16 protein-coding genes are annotated in these 19,483 nt (G+C 46.4%); 6 read left to right on the forward strand and 10 right to left on the reverse strand.

Annotation, left to right across the window (positions count from 1 at the left end):
• Window positions 1–29 precede the first annotated feature (29 nt).
• A complete protein-coding gene (locus tag R2X38_RS15235; protein WP_317523154.1) occupies window positions 30–1,997 on the reverse strand; it encodes a PTS mannitol transporter subunit IICBA in 1,968 nt (655 codons plus the stop codon).
• A gap of 567 nt (window positions 1,998–2,564) precedes the next feature.
• Here R2X38_RS15235 and R2X38_RS15240 point away from each other — a divergent pair.
• Window positions 2,565–3,296 carry a GntR family transcriptional regulator gene (locus R2X38_RS15240; RefSeq protein WP_317523155.1) on the forward strand — a complete coding sequence of 244 codons (732 nt, stop codon included), beginning with the start codon at window positions 2,565–2,567 and terminating at the stop codon, window positions 3,294–3,296.
• Window positions 3,297–3,442: 146 nt separating this feature from the next.
• Here R2X38_RS15240 and R2X38_RS15245 read toward each other — a convergent pair whose 3' ends face one another.
• From R2X38_RS15245 to hppD, 3 genes are all read right to left on the reverse strand, one after another.
• Window positions 3,443–4,900 (reverse strand): sucrose-6-phosphate hydrolase, encoded by a 1,458-nt coding sequence (locus R2X38_RS15245; RefSeq protein ID WP_317523157.1) that lies wholly within the window; start codon window positions 4,898–4,900, stop codon window positions 3,443–3,445.
• A complete protein-coding gene (locus R2X38_RS15250) occupies window positions 4,900–6,387 on the reverse strand; it encodes a PTS transporter subunit EIIC (RefSeq protein WP_317523158.1) in 1,488 nt (495 codons plus the stop codon). The genes R2X38_RS15245 and R2X38_RS15250 overlap by 1 nt, the downstream gene beginning before the upstream one ends.
• 223 nt (window positions 6,388–6,610) lie before the next feature.
• A complete protein-coding gene (gene hppD / locus R2X38_RS15255; protein WP_317523265.1) occupies window positions 6,611–7,681 on the reverse strand; it encodes a 4-hydroxyphenylpyruvate dioxygenase in 1,071 nt (356 codons plus the stop codon).
• Between the two features lie 274 nt (window positions 7,682–7,955).
• On the opposite strand from hppD, the gene R2X38_RS15260 reads away from it, so the two are divergent.
• On the forward strand, window positions 7,956–8,927 hold the full coding sequence (locus R2X38_RS15260; RefSeq protein WP_317523159.1) for a CHAD domain-containing protein: 972 nt from the start codon (window positions 7,956–7,958) through the stop codon (window positions 8,925–8,927).
• A 54-nt stretch (window positions 8,928–8,981) separates the two neighbouring features.
• Here R2X38_RS15260 and R2X38_RS15265 read toward each other — a convergent pair whose 3' ends face one another.
• A complete protein-coding gene (locus R2X38_RS15265) occupies window positions 8,982–9,464 on the reverse strand; it encodes a glutathione peroxidase (protein ID WP_317523160.1) in 483 nt (160 codons plus the stop codon).
• 111 nt (window positions 9,465–9,575) lie between these two features.
• On the opposite strand from R2X38_RS15265, the gene R2X38_RS15270 reads away from it, so the two are divergent.
• Window positions 9,576–10,136 carry a hypothetical protein gene (locus R2X38_RS15270; protein WP_317523161.1) on the forward strand — a complete coding sequence of 187 codons (561 nt, stop codon included), beginning with the start codon at window positions 9,576–9,578 and terminating at the stop codon, window positions 10,134–10,136.
• 292 nt (window positions 10,137–10,428) lie between these two features.
• Here the strand turns inward: R2X38_RS15270 and R2X38_RS15275 are convergent, their stop codons facing one another.
• The 5 genes from R2X38_RS15275 to R2X38_RS15295 form a co-directional block, all read right to left on the reverse strand.
• Window positions 10,429–11,448: an adenosine deaminase gene (locus R2X38_RS15275; protein WP_317523162.1), complete on the reverse strand. Its 1,020-nt coding sequence runs from the start codon at window positions 11,446–11,448 to the stop codon at window positions 10,429–10,431.
• A gap of 105 nt (window positions 11,449–11,553) precedes the next feature.
• On the reverse strand, window positions 11,554–11,832 hold the full coding sequence (locus R2X38_RS15280) for a hypothetical protein (protein ID WP_317523163.1): 279 nt from the start codon (window positions 11,830–11,832) through the stop codon (window positions 11,554–11,556).
• Between the two features lie 260 nt (window positions 11,833–12,092).
• A complete protein-coding gene (befA, locus tag R2X38_RS15285; RefSeq protein ID WP_317523267.1) occupies window positions 12,093–12,839 on the reverse strand; it encodes a beta cell expansion factor BefA in 747 nt (248 codons plus the stop codon).
• Window positions 12,840–13,007: 168 nt separating this feature from the next.
• Complete coding sequence (gene mog / locus R2X38_RS15290; RefSeq protein WP_317523164.1) at window positions 13,008–13,541, reverse strand: molybdopterin adenylyltransferase; 534 nt, start codon at window positions 13,539–13,541, stop codon at window positions 13,008–13,010.
• Window positions 13,542–13,671: 130 nt separating this feature from the next.
• Entirely contained in the window at window positions 13,672–15,120 is a 1,449-nt protein-coding gene (locus R2X38_RS15295) for an NAD-dependent succinate-semialdehyde dehydrogenase (protein ID WP_317523165.1), read from the reverse strand.
• A gap of 250 nt (window positions 15,121–15,370) precedes the next feature.
• Between R2X38_RS15295 and R2X38_RS15300 the strand changes: the two genes are divergently transcribed.
• The 3 genes from R2X38_RS15300 to R2X38_RS15310 all read left to right on the forward strand — a co-directional run bounded on the left by R2X38_RS15300 (window position 15,371) and on the right by R2X38_RS15310 (window position 19,432).
• Window positions 15,371–16,294, forward strand: a complete 924-nt coding sequence (locus R2X38_RS15300; protein WP_317523166.1) for a M14 family metallocarboxypeptidase — start codon at window positions 15,371–15,373, stop codon at window positions 16,292–16,294.
• A gap of 332 nt (window positions 16,295–16,626) precedes the next feature.
• Window positions 16,627–18,000 carry a hypothetical protein gene (locus R2X38_RS15305; RefSeq protein ID WP_317523167.1) on the forward strand — a complete coding sequence of 458 codons (1,374 nt, stop codon included), beginning with the start codon at window positions 16,627–16,629 and terminating at the stop codon, window positions 17,998–18,000.
• 142 nt (window positions 18,001–18,142) lie between these two features.
• Complete coding sequence (locus tag R2X38_RS15310; protein ID WP_317523169.1) at window positions 18,143–19,432, forward strand: alpha/beta fold hydrolase; 1,290 nt, start codon at window positions 18,143–18,145, stop codon at window positions 19,430–19,432.
• Window positions 19,433–19,483 lie beyond the last annotated feature (51 nt).

The following is a 19,483-nucleotide window of genomic DNA, read 5'->3' on the forward strand; positions in this document are numbered from 1 at the left end:
GCCTCGTTGTGGCTCAATGATTGGGTTGATTAAGCGGCTTTCTCGCCGGCTAGGATTTCTAGCACTTCGTTGACATCACTGGTCGTGGTCAAGCGCTCAATCGCCTCTGGATCATCAAGTGCATTGGTGATGGTAGTAATTACCTGAATGTGTTCATCATTTTTGGCTGCGATACCGATGACCAGTTTCGCGACATCGTCCTCGTCTTCTGTAAACTGCACACCGTCTTGGTATTGGCAGATGATGATGCCGGTTTTCATTACCTTGTCTTTGGCTTCCACGGTACCGTGAGGTACTGCGATAGATTCGCCAAGGTAAGTCGGAACCAATTTTTCACGCTCGAACATGGCATCAACATATTCATCTTGTGCGTAGCCAAGCTTAACTAGCTGCTCACCGGCATAACGGATAGCTTCTTCTTTGCTATTCGCTTTCAGGCCAAGGTGGATATTCTCAGCTTGAATCTGGAATACCTGCGCTGGTTGCTCTTCAAAGCTGTCATCGTTGGCTGCAATTGGAGACACTTTTACCATCTCTCCATTAACCATCTCATCATCGTTAGCCGCTTCTGGGCTGCCTGCAGCTACAATGCTGGTTACTAGGTCGTTGTACACCTGGCTATCAAGGAAGTTAGTTAGCGAAAGGTGCTGGGCATTAGCGGCATGCTTACGAGCACGGTCAGTCAAATCTTTATGAGTAATCACGATATCCACCTCTTGCGGCAAGCTATTGATAGCACAGTTGGTCACACTGATATTTAGGCCAGCTTCCTGAACTTTCTTACGAAGCAGACTGGCACCCATCGCACTGGAGCCCATACCAGCATCACAAGCGACGATGATGTTGCGCACATTGGCTAGATTGAATTCTGATTGAGCAAGTACTGTTGCTGGAGAACCTTTAGACCCTTTTGAAGAAGCTTTCATGCCTTTCATCTTGCTCGTTGCTTCTGCAAGGTCGTCGCCTTCTTCATCTGTCACTTTCTGCGTTTTCATCAGTAGTGCTGCGACACAGAAAGAGACGGACGTTGCAGCGATAACTGAAAGGATGACTCCAACAAATGATGCTTTAGGTGTCATTAGCAAGATTGCGAAGATAGAACCCGGTGACGCAGGAGACACAATGCCTGCATCGAAAACTGTCAGGGTGAACACACCCGCCATACCACCTGCGATAACTGCCAGGATAAGGCGTGGGTTCATCAGGATGTAAGGGAAGTAAATCTCGTGGATACCACCGAAGAAGTGGATGATAGATGCACCGCCAGCCGTTTGTTTAGCCGTACCGCGACCGAACACCATGTAAGCCAGAAGGATACCTAGGCCAGGACCTGGGTTTGCTTCAATCAGGAAGAAGATTGACTGACCCATCTCGTTTGCCTGCTGGATACCCAGAGGAGAGAAGATACCGTGGTTAATGGCATTGTTGAGGAACAGGATCTTTGCTGGCTCGACAAAAATTGACGTCAGAGGAAGCAGGCCAGCGCTTACCAGCATGTTTACCCCACCAGCCAATGCTGATGACAATACCTTCACGAATGGACCAATCATGTAGAAGGCAAGGATGGCACATAGCATACCAAGGATACCGGCAGAGAAATTGTTCACCAACATCTCGAAACCGCTCTTCACTTTGCCGTCAACCCAGCGATCGAAGCGCTTGATTGCCCAGCCGCCCAGTGGCCCCACCATCATGGCACCCATGAACATCGGGATATCGGTACCGACAATCACACCGATGGTTGTAATGGCACCGACTACGGCACCGCGATCACCACCGACCAATTTACCACCGGTATAACCGATGAGTAGCGGCAGCAAGTAAGTGATCATTGGACCAACCAACTTAGCCAGTTCTTCATTCGGGAACCAACCCGTTGGAATGAAAAGTGCAGTGATGAAGCCCCACGCGATGAATGCGCCAATGTTAGGCATCACCATGTTAGATAAGAAACGACCAAAATTTTGTATCTTGATCTTTGCATCTGGTGATATCATATCGATTCCCCGTCTGATGTTCAGTTATAGATTTTGTGTTAGGTACGGTTCGCCAAAACCGTCCAATTGCTTAGTACCCAATTAATCTAACACAGAATTTTTAAACCGATCTGATGACGGGTTTTTTGTGAGCCACATCCCCGAAACGCCCCTCAAAACCTTTTTCTCCGTGATCTTTATTGCAAATCCGCAATGAAATTTTGCTACAAACAACACAAAATAAATTTGTCAATGGAAAACAAACGATCAATATCACAAAACCAGTCAGGACACTTGTTAATCAGTTGGTGATAGAGATCACATAAAGAGCAATTTATCACTATTGAGTCGATCTTGATGGTGACAAAGATCACATTAACACAGCCAATAAATGGCACCTTCAACTTATCAGCCGTTCCACTGTTGCGTTTTGTAACTCACTTTCAGTTGAGGATGGCGGAAAGCCATATCTAACCACTTGCCTATAAACATAAAGCACACCTGCGTTCCCACCCCAAAAGGGGTAGTCTCTCTAGCTGATATCCCTTTATCTGTCAGGTATAATTTGGGGGTTCACCAGGAGGGATGATGACCAATTACATTGCGCAGAAACAATCACTGCCGCTCTATGTGCAAATTGCAGACTTTATTAAACAAGAAATTGAACGCGGTAACTTCAAGCCGGGTTCGATATTGCCTTCAGAAAAGCAACTGGTGGAAGATTTCAATGTCAGCCGCGTAACCGTCCGTAAAGCAATTCAGATCCTGAATGATGAAGGGCTGACATACAGCGAAAAAGGTAAAGGGACTTTTATTGCCCAGCAGAAACTCAAGCACAGCTTTGTCAATGTGGTGGGTTTAACAGAAGAAAGCCAGTTAGGCGGCCAGAAAGTCAGTAATAAAGTGATTGATTTTGCCGTTATCGATGCGCCAGCTGCCGTTGCCCAGAAACTACAGATCGCTGAAAACTCACCAGTCTATTGCTGCTCGCGTCAACGCCTACTGGACAACCGTGTCGCGTCTTTCGAAACCTTTTATATCCCGGTCAGCTATCTCCCGGAAATGACCGAGCAAGATATGGCAGGCTCCAAGTTCGCCTATCTAGAAGCGAATGGTTATAGCATTGGCCAGATCACCCAAAAGCTAAAGCCCGCATTGCCAGAAAAACGTATTCAAGGGTATTTCGACATTGATCCTTTGACACCTATTTTGATCAACGAATCGCTTTCATACCTCAAAGACGGCCAGCTCTTTGAGCTATCAACGGTTTATTTCAAAACCAGCGAGTACGACTTCGAACTTGTTGCTTATAACGAATAGTATCGGTGACAAATAAACAAGCCAATTAATAGATAAAGAAAAGTAATAGATAAAGAAAAGGCGCCCCGAAAGATGGAAGGGGCGCCCAAAACGTTACCCCCAACACGAGTAACGTTTTATTAGGGTACAAAGGCTCGGGAGAAGCCTTAGTACAGCGAAATAGCTGACATTTCAGAAATGCTCACTTGAGCAGCACCATCAAACGCCATGTTATGGCTCCGGTTAGGAATAAAGAACCGAGATGTCATCACCTCTTCACCACCATTGATGAAAATCTCAATCACTGAGTTATCGATAAAGATTTCCAACTGCTGCAAGCTTTCCAACTTCACTGTCCGCTCTGAGCCAAAACGCTTCATATCATCGGTTTCAATGGTCTGGCTACGATCAAGCAATAGGCTTCCGTCTTGATAAGTCAGAATGAGTTTGTATTGAGAATCTTCAAACAAAGTCAGGCTAAATGCTTGGTCAGCAATGACATCAACTGTAATGTAAGATTGGCTGAGATTACCATCAATGTCATAGCGACCAGGCTGTTCCAATGTCACCAAAGGCTGCTTGAGTTGATTAAACTCCGCTAATGGACGCTGTATCAGTTTACTGCCTTCCATCACCAACTCACGCGGCATGGTAAGCATGAATTTCCAACCCAGTAGTTCCGTCGGAATGCTCAATGAGCCATTGCCGCACCAAGCCAGCATGATATTTCGCTCACTATCGGTAAACGTTTGTGGCGCATAGAAATCAAACCCTTTGTCGAGTTCAATCACCTGCTCGGCGTGCATTTCACCCCTCTGGTATTGGCCAATCATCAGTTGGGTACTGAAGATATTGTTGTAGCGCTCTGCCTGTGGTTTCAAGCCCATTGGCGAGAGGATAAACAAGTCTTTGCCATTGGAATGACTGATATCCGGGCATTCATGCATGTATACATCAGCTTGCTGGGCAAGATCCGACTTCCCACCGTAACTAACCTCTCCAACGAGTTCCGCTTGGGTCAAGGATGTCATTTTATACAATAGTGTGGCACCGGTTTCGCCTTCACGCTGTGCGCCCACCACGAACATCAACTCGCCCTCTTCGTTGATAAATGGGCTTGGGTCACGGAAGTTACCGGTATACCCAGTAGGCGCTTCAGGCACAATATTCCATCTATCAAGTAGCTTGCCATCGGTGGAGTACTTAGCAACATTCTGGTTCTGTGAGAATGTCTCGCCATCTTCATTCATCACATTACCGCTGTAGAAGCAGTAGATGAAACCATCAATACAGATTGCGCCGCCAGAATAGATCCCATGGGTTTCAAACTCATTTTCTGGCGCCAGCACATCCCCTTCTTCAAAGTGGATGAAGTCTTTGGTGATGAGATACTTCCAATGCTTCATGCCATGAAACGGACCAAACGGGAACCACTGGTAAAAAAGGTGGTACTTTTCACCATCAAATACCATACCGTTCGGATCATTCAAGTGACCTGTTTTCGGTGCAATGTGGTAAGCAGGCAGATAATCCGTATCCTGCGCCAACATCTGCTGGCGTAGGTTTTCTAGTTCTCCGGGTTTAGCTGTCCCTAGCGCTCGGAATCGATTCGACTTATCAATCATTACGCTGTTTCCACATTACTTTCTGTTACTGACTTCTTTGTTGAAGGCTTATTTCTAGAAGATTTTCTTTCAACATCCGCAGGGTAATCTTCCAGCATTTTCTTCGGAATACCCCACAAGCAAACTGCAACGAAGGCAACCACAGAGGTAATTAGCATCAGCGCAGCATAAGATACGAACTGGTGCATATCATAGGTGTAGAACAAGATGCCCGGTAGCATACTGATACCATTGCCCTGAGCCGCCAGCTCCAGTAGCGCCGCAGCCATACCACCGAAGCCACCGACAATCGAAGCCACGACGAAAGGACGAATACCAAAACGAAGGTTCATACCGAAAATAGCTGGCTCTGTAATACCCAGATAAACCGTGGCACCCGCCGGAATACCTGCCGCACGGATCTTCTTGTTACGTGAACGGTAAGCTAGTGCCAAAGCAGCTGCACCTTGCGCCGCCATTGAAGGCATACCTAGCGCAATAATTGGGTTCATACCGGTCTGGCTAACCAGCATGACTTCAAACATAGTAATGATGTGGTGCATACCGGTAACTACAATCGCTTGCAGGAACAGACCATAGATAAAGCCACCGATACCAAATGGGATATCAGCAAGGCCCGTCAATACAAAACCAATACCCTGCTCTACAACCTGAAGTGCAGGACCCAGTACGCTCAATGCCAGGAACAGAGTGATAGACACTGACAAGATAGGGACAAGGATCAGCTGTAATACATCCGGTACTACCTTGTTCAAGCGCTTCTCGATTTTCGCGCCCATCAAGCCTACAACCAGTGATGGCAATACAGAGCCCTGGTAGCCTTGCCACGCGATAACATCAAATAGCATGATGGCATTTACATCTGGATTCAGCGCCACTTCCCATGCATTAGGGAAAGCAGGGGAAATTAGCATCAAGCCCAGCAGGATACCCAAAGATGGCGAACCGCCAGCAACTCGGTATGCCGACCAACAAACCAAAGCGGGTAAGAACACAAAGGCGGTTTCAGTTACTGCGGCCAAAAATGCGGTTAAAGGCTGAGGCACGCTCTCTGGCGTTAAACCCATCATTGCCAAAATAGCCGGGTTAAGTAGGACTGACTTCAAACCCAAACCGACACCGGTTGCAATAATAGCAGGCAGGAGCGGCACAAAAACATCGGAGAAAAAACGCATAGCACGTTTGTGTGCAGGCTCTCGCTGAATAGCTTCCTGTTTCACTTCACTAGCTGATTTTGCTGCAAAGCCTTTGTCGGCCAGCTGATCGTAAACCTTGTTGACGATACCTGTGCCAAAGATCACCTGGTACTGACCCGATGTGAAGAACTGCCCTTTCACCAGATCAATATCAGAAATTTTCTTGTCATCGATAAGATCTTTATTTTTAACGATGATCCGTAGTCGTGTCGCGCAATGGGCAATCGACTCGATGTTGTCTTCGCCGATCACCTGAATAAGCTGATCCGCAATCTTGCTGTAGTTTGCCATAACCAATCCCAACATGTATTAAACATGCATACAGTAATACAGGTGTAATACATGGTGAATTATTTTCGTATATTTAGTCTATATAACGTGCTGCAACTCACATCTTTTCGAGCCATTGAATGGCTGATGGTGTTCTAAATAGTCAACTCTTTACATATTACAGAGACAAAAAAGGCCAGTGAGAACTGGCCAAACGGGATAGTGCGGAATTAATAGAAGTTAATTAGGTATCAGCTTTAAGTACTCCCCTTCGGATCTGATCAAGCTCGATAGATTCAAACAGCGCCTGGAAGTTACCTTCACCAAAGCCTTCATTACCTTTGCGTTGAATGATCTCGAAAAACACGGGGCCGATAACGGTATCAGTGAAGATCTGCAATAATATGCCGGTCTCATCACCGTCTATCAGGATCTTAAGATCACGGAGTTTGGCCACATCTTCATGGTGGCCAGGAACGCGCTTGTTGATCCCTTCGTAATAGGTATCTGGCGTATCCATAAAGATCAGACCGCCTGATTTGAGTTTCGATACGGTGGCAAAAATATCATCGGTGCTCATGGCGATATGCTGGATCCCTTCGCCATTGTATTGATCGAGGTACTCGGCTATCTGCGACTTGTCATCGCTAGACTCATTGATCGGAATGCGGATCTTGCCGCAAGGTGCAGTCATCGCCCGAGACAACAAGCCTGTCATTTTACCCTTAATATCGAAATGCCTGATCTCCCGGAAGTTAGCTATACGTTCGTAGAAGCTGGCCCATAAATCCATATTGCCCTGCTTCACGTTGTGAGTCAGGTGATCAATAACGTGTAAACCAGCATCAAGCTCTTTCATTCGCACTTGATAATCAGGATAAAAATCGAAGTCAATATCATAGATATTGCTGTCGCCATAGCGGTCGACAAGGTAAATCAGCGATTCGCCTATACCATAGATCGCAGGGATATTGAGCTCCATCGGTCCCGCCTGAGCTGGACAAGCCGTAGCACCTTTCTCAACAGCATAATCCAGCGCCTTGGCTGAATCGGCGACCCGAAATGCCATCGCATTCACGCTCGCACCATGCACGCCAGCAAAGCCAGACGCTTGGGAGTGAAGCTCTCCATTGACGATAAAATTGACATCTCCTTGGCGGTATAGCCATACGGACTTGTGCTTGTGTTTGGCGATTTCAGCAAACCCCATATCGTGAAAGAGCTGCTTGAGGTTCGCGATCCCTTCAGGTGTTGGGGCGGTATATTCCACAAACTCAAAGCCGTCCGTCCCTAGTGGGTTTTCAATCATCTTCATCATCCTTTTCAGCCACTAACATGCGGTCAACAGACCTTTACTAAAGAATTAGCAGTTCTCTGTTTGGATGAGAAATTCGTGCTGCAAACCATGTTGCAAAATTGTAAACATACGACGTAAAGCCAAATTGCCAACCTGATACACATACCAACAGCGGCTATTGGGCGAGCTATCACAAAAATCATTTTCCTCTTATTTCTCAGTGAGATTTTCGTTGTCTCACCGCCAAATAAAGAAAATTAGCACTACATTTAATAAAGAAAGGAGGTAAGTTATGACAGTCACTAAGCGGGACCAGCTAAAGCTACCAAAACGAAAAAAACCAGCGGTTCTGCTGACACCGAACGTAGAGATTTACCTCCCCACCTACCATTTCCTCGTTAATGAATTTGATCACGCTAGAAGGCACGAGCTCGGTATCATCCGCGATGATCACGAGGAGTTTATCCACCAATACCGCGTAGCCCTGAGAAGAAGCCGCTCGCTAATCAGCCTACTTAAGCCGCTCTTCCACCGACAAGAAAAAGACATCTTAAAAGACACGCTAAGGCAACTGATGCAACACACAAATTTGATGCGAGATCTCGATGTGTTCCTCATCAATATGGAACAATACTTTTCCCTGCTTGAACATCAACACCATAAAGGATTGATCCGCTTCTTCGACGATATTCAGTCACAACGCAGGAAGTCACTGAAGATACTAAAAGGGTGGTTAAAATCTGGTGAATATAAATCGGCCTGTAAGCAAGTGCTCACCCAACTCGATAGTATGCGTGATAACCCGACCTCAGAGGGCCAATTAGAGTGTAAAGCCACGGCTCACAGCATGTTATGGCATCAATTCAAGCAGATAGAAAGTCAGTGCCACAACATTGATGGTAATACTGATGACGCCATCATCCACCAGCTTAGAGTCGACTGTAAGAAGTTTCGATATCTGTTGGAATATTTCACCCCAGTTTTATCAGCCAGTGATACCAAAAAACAACTAGCACAACTAAAAGTACTGCAGGATAAACTTGGAAGCTTCAATGACTCTTCTGTCCAGTTAGAGTTTTTCAAGCATTACCTAACTGAGCAAAAGAAGAAAAGCGGCCGCTACCAGGCCATTGAAGAATTAATTGATATCTACGGGGATTACCATTTAAAAGCGAAAGAAATGACCGTGGAGCAACTCATTCAGTTCAGGCAGCCTAAAAACCTAGATATCTACTACACCCTCTATCAAGAGCCATCGGATTGAGCCTACTCACTATAGCTAGCCCACACCACGGCATGGGCTAACACACTTTACTGCCTAGCGATTAAGGGCGCGAACAATATCTTTTTCAATCGCCTCTGGTGTTTTGGTTGGGGCAAAACGCTTAACCGGCTTGCCGTCACGGCCAATCAGAAACTTGGTAAAGTTCCATTTGATTTTCTTGCCCATCAAACCCGGAAGTGCGCTAGTCAGGTATTTGAATACTTCATGGCTATCAGGACCATTGACATCAACTTTCTCAAACATTGGGAAGCTTACGCCATAATTAAGTTGGCATACCTGCTCAATTTCATTGTTTTCACCAGGTTCTTGCCCGCCAAACTGATTACACGGGAAACCAAGGATCACTAACCCCCTCTCATGGTACTTATCAAATAGTGCCTGCAACCCTTTATACTGGGGTGTAAAGCCACACTCACTGGCGGTATTGACCACCAAGACCACCTTCCCTTCGAACTCGCTCATATCAACAGTGTCCCCGTTGATTTTATTAGCTGAAAGCTCGTAAAAGCCTGACATAACCTATCCCTCTGTTTGATTGGAATTACCTGATTTATAGTAAATGAATGATTTAGAAAGTGAGCTCTAATTTTGTATACTGGCTCAACTGCACCTTACCCGTAGCCCAGTATGAAACCATTAAAACAACTATTGAATGAATTTGGCTTTGAGCAATTGCCATTTAGTGAAGCCGAGCGCGATTTCGCCGTGTGTTTCGTTGACTTCAGATCTGATTTTTTCCTTAATGTTTGCCAGCAAAAAGCGGACAAGCCACAGCAAGATCTAGCCCTTGGGCTATTCACTCACTCGTTCCAACAAGTCTTGGATGAGTTTCAATCCACACAAAGCAAAATCAGTGAAATGAATACGTTGTTCCAGCAGCATGTCGGCGAGCAGCACGCTAAAAAGTTTCACACTATGAATGCGTTAGAAATCAAAGCAGTCGCAATGATTTGGTTCCTATGCCAAGGATTCAATGGCATTGATTTCAGCTACGCCAATGATCACGCCACCGTAATTAGCCAACAGCTAGCTAGCAATAGTAATACTTGTGACAACGCCAAAGCAGAGCTGTTACGCCAGCAATTCATGCAATCCTATTACATAGGTGTTGATCAGGCTCACAGAATGAAGCCCAAAGCTAGCTTGTTGTTAACATTACAAAACGCAGTAAAATCATTTTTCAAATAAGTCACTTAGCTCACATAGCGACATTATGGTTACGAATTTTAATTCAACATCCAACATTAACCATTGAAAAGTAAAGGTTATTGACAGTACGCGCTATTCATAAAAAATAATTTGAATGTTTAGTCTAGGCTAACTATCTAAACATAAAGAGATTTAACAAAACAGCATACAACTTTTACATCACTGATCGTTGCACGGTTTTTGCCCAGATCGTATGATTATCACACTTCAAATATGTTGTTCCTTAATCGATTTATTGCTACGCCTATCATGGACTTGATAGGCGTTTTTTTTAAATGATCGGCCGAAACTGAATATCTAAGTAATGCGCCAGTTTGTTTTGTAGCACCCGCTTCTTCTCATCACTCAAAAAGCTTGCCTTGATGCCATTGTCACTCAATAACGCAACATCCTGCTTGGAAAGTTCAAAAGTCTCTGCAACCGCTAAATAATTGTCATTGAGATAACCACCGAAATATGCGGGATCATCTGAGTTAATGGTCACCAATACGCCTTGTTTGAACAACTCAACAATATTGTGCTTCGACAGATCCTCAAAGGCATTAAGCTTCACGTTAGATAGCGGGCAGACTGTCAGAGGGATCTGGTGTTCAGCCAAATAAGCCACCAGTTTTGGATCATCCGTGCATCTCACCCCATGATCAATGCGATCCACTTTAAGCACTTTGATCGCTCCCCAGATATATTCCGAAGGTCCTTCTTCACCAGCGTGGGCTACGGTTTTGAAACCGGTATTTCTCGCCATGGCAAACACCCGCTCAAACTTCTCTGGCGGGTTTCCCTGTTCCGCTGAATCCAGTCCGACAGCAACAATATCATCTTTAAATGCAATCGCCTGTTTGAGTGTCTCTATGGCGTCATCTTCCGATAAATCACGCAAGAAACACATGATCAGCCCTGAAGAGATCCCCAAGTTAGTTTCTCCATCACGCAATGCTCGCGTTATTCCTGAAGCTACCGTATCAAAGGCTACACCAGCCCGAGTATGGAATTGCGGGTCAAAAAACACTTCAGTATGGATAATATGCTGCTCTTTACAGCGCTCAAGATAGGCATAGGTCAAGTCATAGAAGTCCTGCTCGGTTCTCAGTACCAAGGCACCTTGATAATACAGGTTCAGAAAAGCTTGGAGATCGTGAAACTGATAAGCAGCTTTTAACGACTCGATTGAAGAATAGGGAATTATGACGCCATTTCGCTGAGCCAGAGCAAACATTAACTCTGGCTCAAGCGTTCCTTCGAGATGAAGGTGAAGTTCAACCTTGGGCAAACCACTGATAAAGCCTTTCATTACTCTTCCTCCACAAGAAAGGTAGGTCTCCCTACCCCAGGAGTCTAAGGTGGTATTGAAAGTAGTGTAGTTAAACTTGAGATATCCCGCTTTGTAACCTTCCGCTTAGTAGCGTTGCCACTGCCCGCGCATCATGAATCCACCAATGGCCATCATCACAATACCGCTGCTCAGCAAAAGTTGGTATTTATGCTTCACTTCGCTCGCAGCATAGTCTGAGCTAAATGAGTGAAGGTAGTCACCTCCACCAGCGCTAATAAAGGTAGTCATATCAGAGACCACCTGCGTCTGGCCTATCATTCCGCCAATAGTGACAAAACCAAAAATCAAAGAAACACTACCGATCAGTAGTGAAAGAAAACCCCAAGTACGTTTGATGTCCATGTCTAGCCTAATCTTTTGTTCGATTCGTTTTATGCTAACGTGATTACGAGAAATCAATGTCAACATAACGTAGGAAAGTGAAAATATCAGGCGTTATTGATATTTTTATGAACAAGCTTCCAAAAAACACAGCATTGGTTACTTTCACTACTGCAATTTCAGGCATAGAGGTTGTAAATAAGCCCAAGCAAATACGCTTTGCTTGGGCTCTTGAGGAATGTTTAGTAAGCATATTAACGCTAAATGAAAGTATAGCGCTGCTACTGGGTTAAATCGGTATCAACCCAGTATTTTGAGCCAGATATGTTAGCGTCAAGCAACAAGCCTTTTTCACCAATCTGGTAAATCGCCATCCCGCCATTGTATTTAGCGGTTAGCTCTGCACTATCGGTACCTGCCACCACGCCCATTTCTGATGTGGCTTCCCAGCCATCGGTGACAAAGCCATCAAATGTTTTCTGATCTTCGAACAAGATAACCTGCTGATAGAACTTGCCACCAAGGCCCACCGCAAGCCCGGCACCAAACATCTTCATGTAGGTGTGCTTTTCAGTTTGGCGGTTAACCGCCACCCCTGCTCCTTGGTTGGTATGGAGCATCAATGAGAACTTGCGGGAGTCAAACACCGCATAGCCATAGGCGCTATCAAACAATAATTTGGCTGACGGCTGTTCATTGAATAAACGCACAAGTGCGGTATCGGCCATGGTGTTCAGTGCAAGCCGAGCTTCCTCAGGGGTTTCTGGCTCGAGCATTTCATCCAACTTTGCATCCGCGACATCCAGCCATTCCTTGCTTTTCTCTATCGATGCATCGGTCCATTCACCAGCAGTGTTATAGGCATCCTCGCCCCACTCTGAGACTGAATCCCAGGTTTCCTTGGAAAAGTCCGATACGGAATCCCATGCCTCTTTAGAGCCTTTGCCAACTTCCTCACCCAGCTTAGACGCGGCGTCTTTAATTTCATCCCAGCCAGCATAAGCCGGGGCTGTTGCTGTTGTTGCCATAGCTGTTGTCGCCAAAGCTATGGCAACTACTAATGAACGTAACTTCACAATCGTCCCTCCACGCTAGGTTATATCCCAATAAGCCTAGCCCAGCAGATAAAAGAAAGGCCAAGCACAAAGCTTAGCCTTATATACCAATATTCCCTTAATATTGAATTAAGCGAGTCATTACTTCTTCTTAGGGCGGAAAGGCTTCATTACCTCTTCGTTACACTCGAGGTATGGACCTTCCATCAAATCGATGCAGTAAGGAATAGCCGGGAATACCGCATCCAGACATTCGCGGATCGACTTAGGCTTACCCGGTAGGTTAACAATCAGGCTGTCACCGCGCAGGCCAGCTGTCTGACGGGACAAGATAGCTGTCGGTACAAACTTCAACGACTCAGCACGCATCAGCTCACCAAAGCCAGGCATCATGCGATCACATACCGCTTCGGTGGCTTCAGGGGTCACATCACGCTTAGCCGGTCCTGTACCGCCTGTAGTCACAATCAGGCTGCAGTCATGCTCGTCGGCCATTTTGATCAGCGTTGCTTCGATCACATCCTGCTCATCAGGAATGACTTCATACACTGGCTCCCATTCAGAAGTCAGGTAATCATTCAACGTATCGATAATCGCCTGTCCAGAGATATCTTCGTAAACACCTGCGCTAGCGCGGTCGCTGACAGTAACGATGCCGATTTTTGCTTTAGTCATTGGTTATTCCTCAGGCTGAGCCTTGTTATCCATTTCTACTTTCTTGCAAGCAGGAAAGTAATGTTTCTTCATGCATGCAAGTTTAAGAAATTCTCTTGGATTGTTAAACACCTAATACGGGTAAAGACGATTATAGGCCGCCCATTAAGGTGTATTTGGTTTCAAGAAAGTCTTCTAAGCCTTGCCGTGCACCTTCACGCCCCAAACCTGATTCTTTTACGCCACCAAAAGGGGCGACTTCGGTAGAAATCAATCCTTCGTTTATCCCTACCATGCCGTACTCCAAAGACTCACTGAATTTAAAGGCGCGAGACAGAGATCTCGTGTAGGCATAAGAGGCAAGGCCCGAGCTGACATGATTAGCCCGGCGGATCACCTCATCGTCATCTGAGAAACGGAATAAAGCGGCAACTGGGCCGAATGTTTCATCGGAAGCAATCAGCATGTCATCGTTCATTTCGGTCAGTACTTGAGGCGGGAAGAAATGAGTGCCTTCTGGTTGCGGCTCGCCATAAGCCAGAGTTGCGCCTTTTGCCACCGCATCATCAATATGGTTTTGCACTTTAGTAACCGCTGCCGCATTAATTAGAGGCCCGAGGCTTGCTCCTTCTTCAAATCCATCCGCAACTTTGAGAGCTTTGACCTTTTCGACCAATTTCGCCGTAAACTCGTCATACACACTGTCGTGGACATAGATTCGATTAGCACAGATACAAGTCTGTCCGGCATTACGGAATTTTGCCACCATCACCCCGTCAATGGCTTTATCGAGATCGGCATCATCACAGATAATAAACGGCGCATTGCCACCCAGCTCCAATGCCAATTTCTTCACGGTATCAGCGGACTGCGCCATCAATAACTTTCCTACACCTGTAGAACCAGTAAAGGAAATCTTCTTCACCACTGGGCTCTCGGTCAATACACCGCCAATCGCCACAGCATCCCCGGTGATCACGCTAAACAACCCAGCAGGGATCCCTGCCCTATCTGCAAGCTCAGCCAACGCCAGCGCAGTCAGGGGAGTATCCGGTGCAGGTTTGAGCACAACCGCGCATCCAGCTGCGAATGCTGGTCCGCATTTGCGGGTGATCATCGCCGCAGGGAAATTCCATGGCGTGATTGCCCCTACAACTCCAATCGGCTGCTTAGAAACCAGTATCCGGGCGTCCGGCTTGTGGCTCGGGATGATTTCGCCATAAGCACGTTTCGCTTCTTCGGCATACCATTCCACAAAACTGGCCGCATAGATGATTTCACCCTTTGCTTCCGCCAATGGCTTGCCCTGCTCCAACGTAAGGATAGTCGCCAAATCTTCGGTATTTTCTACAATCAGCTCATACCATCGGCGCAAAACTGTTGCCCGCTCTTTCGCCGTTCGTGCCGCCCACTCACCCTGAGTCTTCTCGGCTGCATGGATAGCTGAAAGAGTTTCATCACGGCCAAGACTCGGTACTGTTGCAATCAGTTCGCCCGTTGATGGGTTGGTCACTGGGGTATAGGCATCATCAATCGCAGTCACCCAGTTACCTGCCACATAGCAGGCTTGTTTCAGTAGTTGGGGATCATGTAGCTTCACGAATTATTCCTCTAAAGGGCATCAGTTTAGCAACCAGCATAATGACTTACGGGAATAGTTTGAAGTTAGCTTGATCGTGTTTTCAGACACTGGTGACATTTTGTGACTAAGTAACCAAGCAATCCGTTACATCCATTCACAAAATAGCAACCGTAGAGACATATTACGGATATCAATACGATTGCGTCAGCTTACACAGTCAATTATTCTGTTTGAACAAAGACAAACACACACAACAAAAGACAATCGAATGAAACGCGAACATAACTACCCAATCGGAACACCAGGCACGCCATGGGGCGACGATGAAAAAGCCCAATGGCTAGCTCAGCAAACAATTAAGCGCTCTTACCAAGAAGAGGTTGTCACGAAGATAGACGCCCTGCGTGATCGTTTTGATGTATCGCAATATGGTGCACTTAGCTATGATCCAACAAAGTACCCGCTTCTGGTGATTAAGTCGCGTAACTGGAGTAACGATAAGCCAACAGCACTAGTAACCGGTGGTGTCCATGGTTACGAAACCAGTGGTGTACATGGTGCGCTTATGTTTGCTGATACTGAAGCTGAAAGATACGCTGAGCACTTCAATATCGTCATCGCGCCTTGTGTTAGCCCTTGGGGCTATGAAGTCATCAACCGCTGGAACCCACAAGCCGTTGATCCAAACCGCTCATTCTTCGAAAACAGCCCATCGGAAGAAGCCGCTAGCCTAATGGCCATGGTGAAAGAGCTTGGTGTAGAGATCCTTGTTCATGTCGACTTGCACGAAACCACAGACTCTGATGAAACGGAATTCCGACGCGCTCGCGCCGCACGTGACGGCTTAGATCATTTTGAAGAAATGATCCCTGATGGCTTCTACACTGTGGGTGATACTGAAAACCCACAACCTGAACTACAAAAAGCCATTATCGACTCTGTGCGTAAAGTCACCCATATCGCTCCGCCAGATGCTAACGGCAAGATCATCGGATCACCAATTACCCAAGAGGGCGTCATCAACTATCCGCTAAAAGAACTAAGCCTTTGCAATGGCTTGTCTGATTGTACCTATGGCACAACCACGGAAGTTTACCCAGATAGTGACAAAGTCACCGACCAAGAGTGTAATGTTGCACAGGTTGCAGCAATTACTGGTGCGCTGGATTACGTAATCAAACAATTGGACTAATTACTCACGGGTAATTATACCTGGAGGAAAGCAGGAACTATTTTTTCCTGTTTTCTCTCTATTTCTCTACTTACTTTTTCATCGATCCCTTCCACTCAAACTCCGCATGAAAGTTTGATGATACTCAACACTAATCACAACTTTCGAAGCACCTCTCGGTTTATCCCGCCACTTAGAGACCAAAACATCTATAATTTAATACTTTCAATGAGTTGTAATTTTAGGTGGATATGCGCTTTTTATTGTTAGTCACATTTACAATTCTATTGGGTGCGTGTGCCACTTCTCATTCGAATATTTATTCCCAAGATCTGCACGGGTGCTTTAACCATTTGGTAGCTTTCAAGTACGAGGTAAACCGCCAGCAAGTGAATGATGCTCAGGTAGTTAACCACAAAGCTTTCCCCTTCCTTGCTTTTGATCGGTTCAGCCAATCACAACTCAATCGATTATCCACTCAGCTAGACCGCGAGCAATGGTTCGATTATACGGCTCAACTCGCTACTCATCAGCGCCAAGCAGAATATAGCAACCTGATAGTGAACCGGTTTGATTTAGCCACACTGGATAGCTGTGCTGAAAAGCTAGTGACCGAGGCCAAACGCAGCAATGACGTATGGACAGCCATTACCGAACGCCCAATCACGATTCCAGACAGCTATGAACCTTGGCTACGTATATTTGGGCTCTACCCTATCAGCAGCCAACTCGCCCAATCTTCTATCAATACGGAAAAAAAGCGGATATTGGCCGGCTTCAATAAGCCGACAACAGAGGCTATTCAATATCAGTTAACTAGCGGGACAGTAGGAGAACGGCCCTCTCTAACCCAGCCACAAATAGCGAAATGGTTCAACGAGGCAATCGATGCATCAACCGTGCAATGGCCACAATTAAACGATGATCAAATTTCACAGCTCTATCATCATTTTTCGCCATTAATTAAAGTAGAAACTATCTCTTATGATGATAAACCGGGCACGGTACACTACGTGGATAGTCAGCAAAAGCCAGCCGTAAATGCAGCAAAGCCCGCTATCTATCTGCACTACAGTTATACCCAACTATATGGCAAAACCTATCTACAACTAAACTACAGCCTGTGGTTTGCCAACCGCACGGCGACATCTTCCTTAGACCCCTATGCGGGTAAATTTGACGGAGTCTTGCTGCGGCTAACCCTTGACCATCAAGGCCGACCTATACTGCTCGACTCTATCCACCACTGCGGTTGTTACCATATGGTCTTCAATTTCAGCAAAGAGTTCGCTTTTGCCAATACAAACCCCGACACTGAGTCGCCTTTGATATTTCAACGTACAGCCCCAAAAGAGTCTGTTGAATCTATACCTGCCTGGTCTATCACCCTATCCCATGGCGAGCATATGATTAAACAGGTTAAGTGGCTAAAAGAGGGTGATTTAGAAGCCGACCTTTCAGTCCTACCTCTTGTCGGCCACAGTTATAATCAGCTACGGCAACTCCCGACGGAAAGGCACCATACAGTTAGTCTCTTTGACCAAGCAGGAATGCTGCCAAGCAGTGAACGGCTGGAAAGTACCTACCTTTGGCCTTTTGGCATTCCGTCTGCGGGAGCGATGCGGCAAGTAGGGCATCATGCTATCGCTTTCATCGGCACCCGCCACTTCGATGAGCCCCGACTGTTTGAGCAAATTCTTCGTCCAGCCACCCAGCCCCAAAACTAAGGCCGCTAGACACAGTGCTACTGGAAGCCGTGTAATACGAGAACGAGCCACACTAGAAAGATGAGAATGAAAAGAAATTAGAATTGGTGTTAGGATACACCTTTGCGATATCAGTTTGTTTTCGCTAGTAAAGGAGCTACCTGTGCAAACCTCATTCATCGACGGCGATTTGCTTTACCGTCAGCATACTTTTGAAGTCCCTCTTGATTACAGCCTGCCACAAGCACAAACCATCTCGGTATTTGCCCGCGAAGTAGTTGATCTTGCAAGGCAAAATGATGACTTACCTTGGCTAGTCTATTTCCAGGGCGGTCCCGGTTTTCCATCTCCTCGCCCCGACAGCCGCTCAGGTTGGTTGAAGCGTGCGCTGCAGCAATACCGAGTGCTACTGTTGGATCAGCGCGGCACCGGCAACAGCACAGTGATCAGCCATCAAACGTTGGCTCACATGTCAGCCCCTGAACAAGCCGAGTACTTAAGCCACTTCCGCGCAGACAATATTGTCCGTGATGCCGAAACCATTCGAGAAAAGCTCGGGGTAAAACAATGGGCAACACTAGGCCAAAGTTTTGGTGGCTTCTGCTCGCTAACTTACCTGTCTTTCTACCCGCAAAGCCTGAGCCGCGCATACATCACTGGCGGGGTGCCTTCGTTGACTCGGCATGCTGATGAGGTGTATCAGGCGACCTATCAGCGAGTGCAGGACAAGAACGATGCATTCTTTGCCCAGTTCCCGTCGGCACAGATGCAATGCCAGAAAATTGCCGATTACCTGCTTGATAACGATGTCCGCTTACCAAATGGGCAACGCTTCACCGTTGAGCAGTTCCAGATGATTGGTATTAACCTTGGCCGCAGTAATGCCAATGTGCCAATGTATTACCTGCTCGAAGACGCCTTTGTCGAAGCCAACGGCAAAGAAACCCTGAGTTACGCTTTTCTTAACGCTATGTTGGCTGAGCAAAGCTACCAGACCAACCCTATCTATGCGATCTTGCACGAGTCCATTTATTGCCAACAATCAGCATCGAATTGGTCAGCTCACCGGGTACGTAACAGCTTTCCGAAGTTCAACTACCAGAAAGGCAATACTTTCCAGTTTACCGGGGAAATGGTCTATCCTTGGATGTTCGAGCAGTTTGAATGCCTCAAGCCATTGCAAGAAGCCGCCAACCTCCTAGCAGAGCGTACTGATTGGGCAGATTTATATGACCCACAAGCGCTGGCAAACAACACCGTTCCAGTCGCTTGCGCGGTATATGCTGACGATATGTATGTAGAGATGCAGTACTCACTAGAGACCCTAAAAGGCGTACCAAACAGCAAAGCCTGGATCACCAACGAGTATGAGCACAACGGTCTTCGCGCTGACGGTGAGCGTATTTTGGATAAGTTGATCCAAATGGCTGATGGTGTCGCGAATTTGCCATAGGCCCGTATAAATTTATCCCCTTTTCGCTAGACGCTATTTGGGGATAAATTT

It is taken from the genome of Photobacterium rosenbergii (assembly GCF_033022775.1).
GTDB classification, from domain to species: Bacteria; Pseudomonadota; Gammaproteobacteria; order Enterobacterales; family Vibrionaceae; genus Photobacterium; species Photobacterium rosenbergii_A.

Bases quoted from the DNA above. Each gene is read 5' to 3' on its own strand.
- R2X38_RS15250 (WP_317523158.1), bottom strand. From the start codon at position 6,387: ATGGCAAACTACAGCAAGATTGCGGATCAGCTTATTCAGGTGATCGGC.
- R2X38_RS15240 (WP_317523155.1), top strand. From the start codon at position 2,565: ATGACCAATTACATTGCGCAGAAACAATCACTGCCGCTCTATGTGCAA.
- mog (WP_317523164.1), bottom strand. From the start codon at position 13,541: ATGACTAAAGCAAAAATCGGCATCGTTACTGTCAGCGACCGCGCTAGC.
- hppD (WP_317523265.1), bottom strand. From the start codon at position 7,681: ATGAAGATGATTGAAAACCCACTAGGGACGGACGGCTTTGAGTTTGTG.
- R2X38_RS15270 (WP_317523161.1), top strand. From the start codon at position 9,576: ATGAAACCATTAAAACAACTATTGAATGAATTTGGCTTTGAGCAATTG.
- R2X38_RS15275 (WP_317523162.1), bottom strand. From the start codon at position 11,448: ATGAAAGGCTTTATCAGTGGTTTGCCCAAGGTTGAACTTCACCTTCAT.
- befA (WP_317523267.1), bottom strand. From the start codon at position 12,839: ATGGCAACAACAGCAACAGCCCCGGCTTATGCTGGCTGGGATGAAATT.
- R2X38_RS15300 (WP_317523166.1), top strand. From the start codon at position 15,371: ATGAAACGCGAACATAACTACCCAATCGGAACACCAGGCACGCCATGG.
- R2X38_RS15265 (WP_317523160.1), bottom strand. From the start codon at position 9,464: ATGTCAGGCTTTTACGAGCTTTCAGCTAATAAAATCAACGGGGACACT.
- R2X38_RS15235 (WP_317523154.1), bottom strand. From the start codon at position 1,997: ATGATATCACCAGATGCAAAGATCAAGATACAAAATTTTGGTCGTTTC.
- R2X38_RS15260 (WP_317523159.1), top strand. From the start codon at position 7,956: ATGACAGTCACTAAGCGGGACCAGCTAAAGCTACCAAAACGAAAAAAA.
- R2X38_RS15245 (WP_317523157.1), bottom strand. From the start codon at position 4,900: ATGATTGATAAGTCGAATCGATTCCGAGCGCTAGGGACAGCTAAACCC.
- R2X38_RS15280 (WP_317523163.1), bottom strand. From the start codon at position 11,832: ATGGACATCAAACGTACTTGGGGTTTTCTTTCACTACTGATCGGTAGT.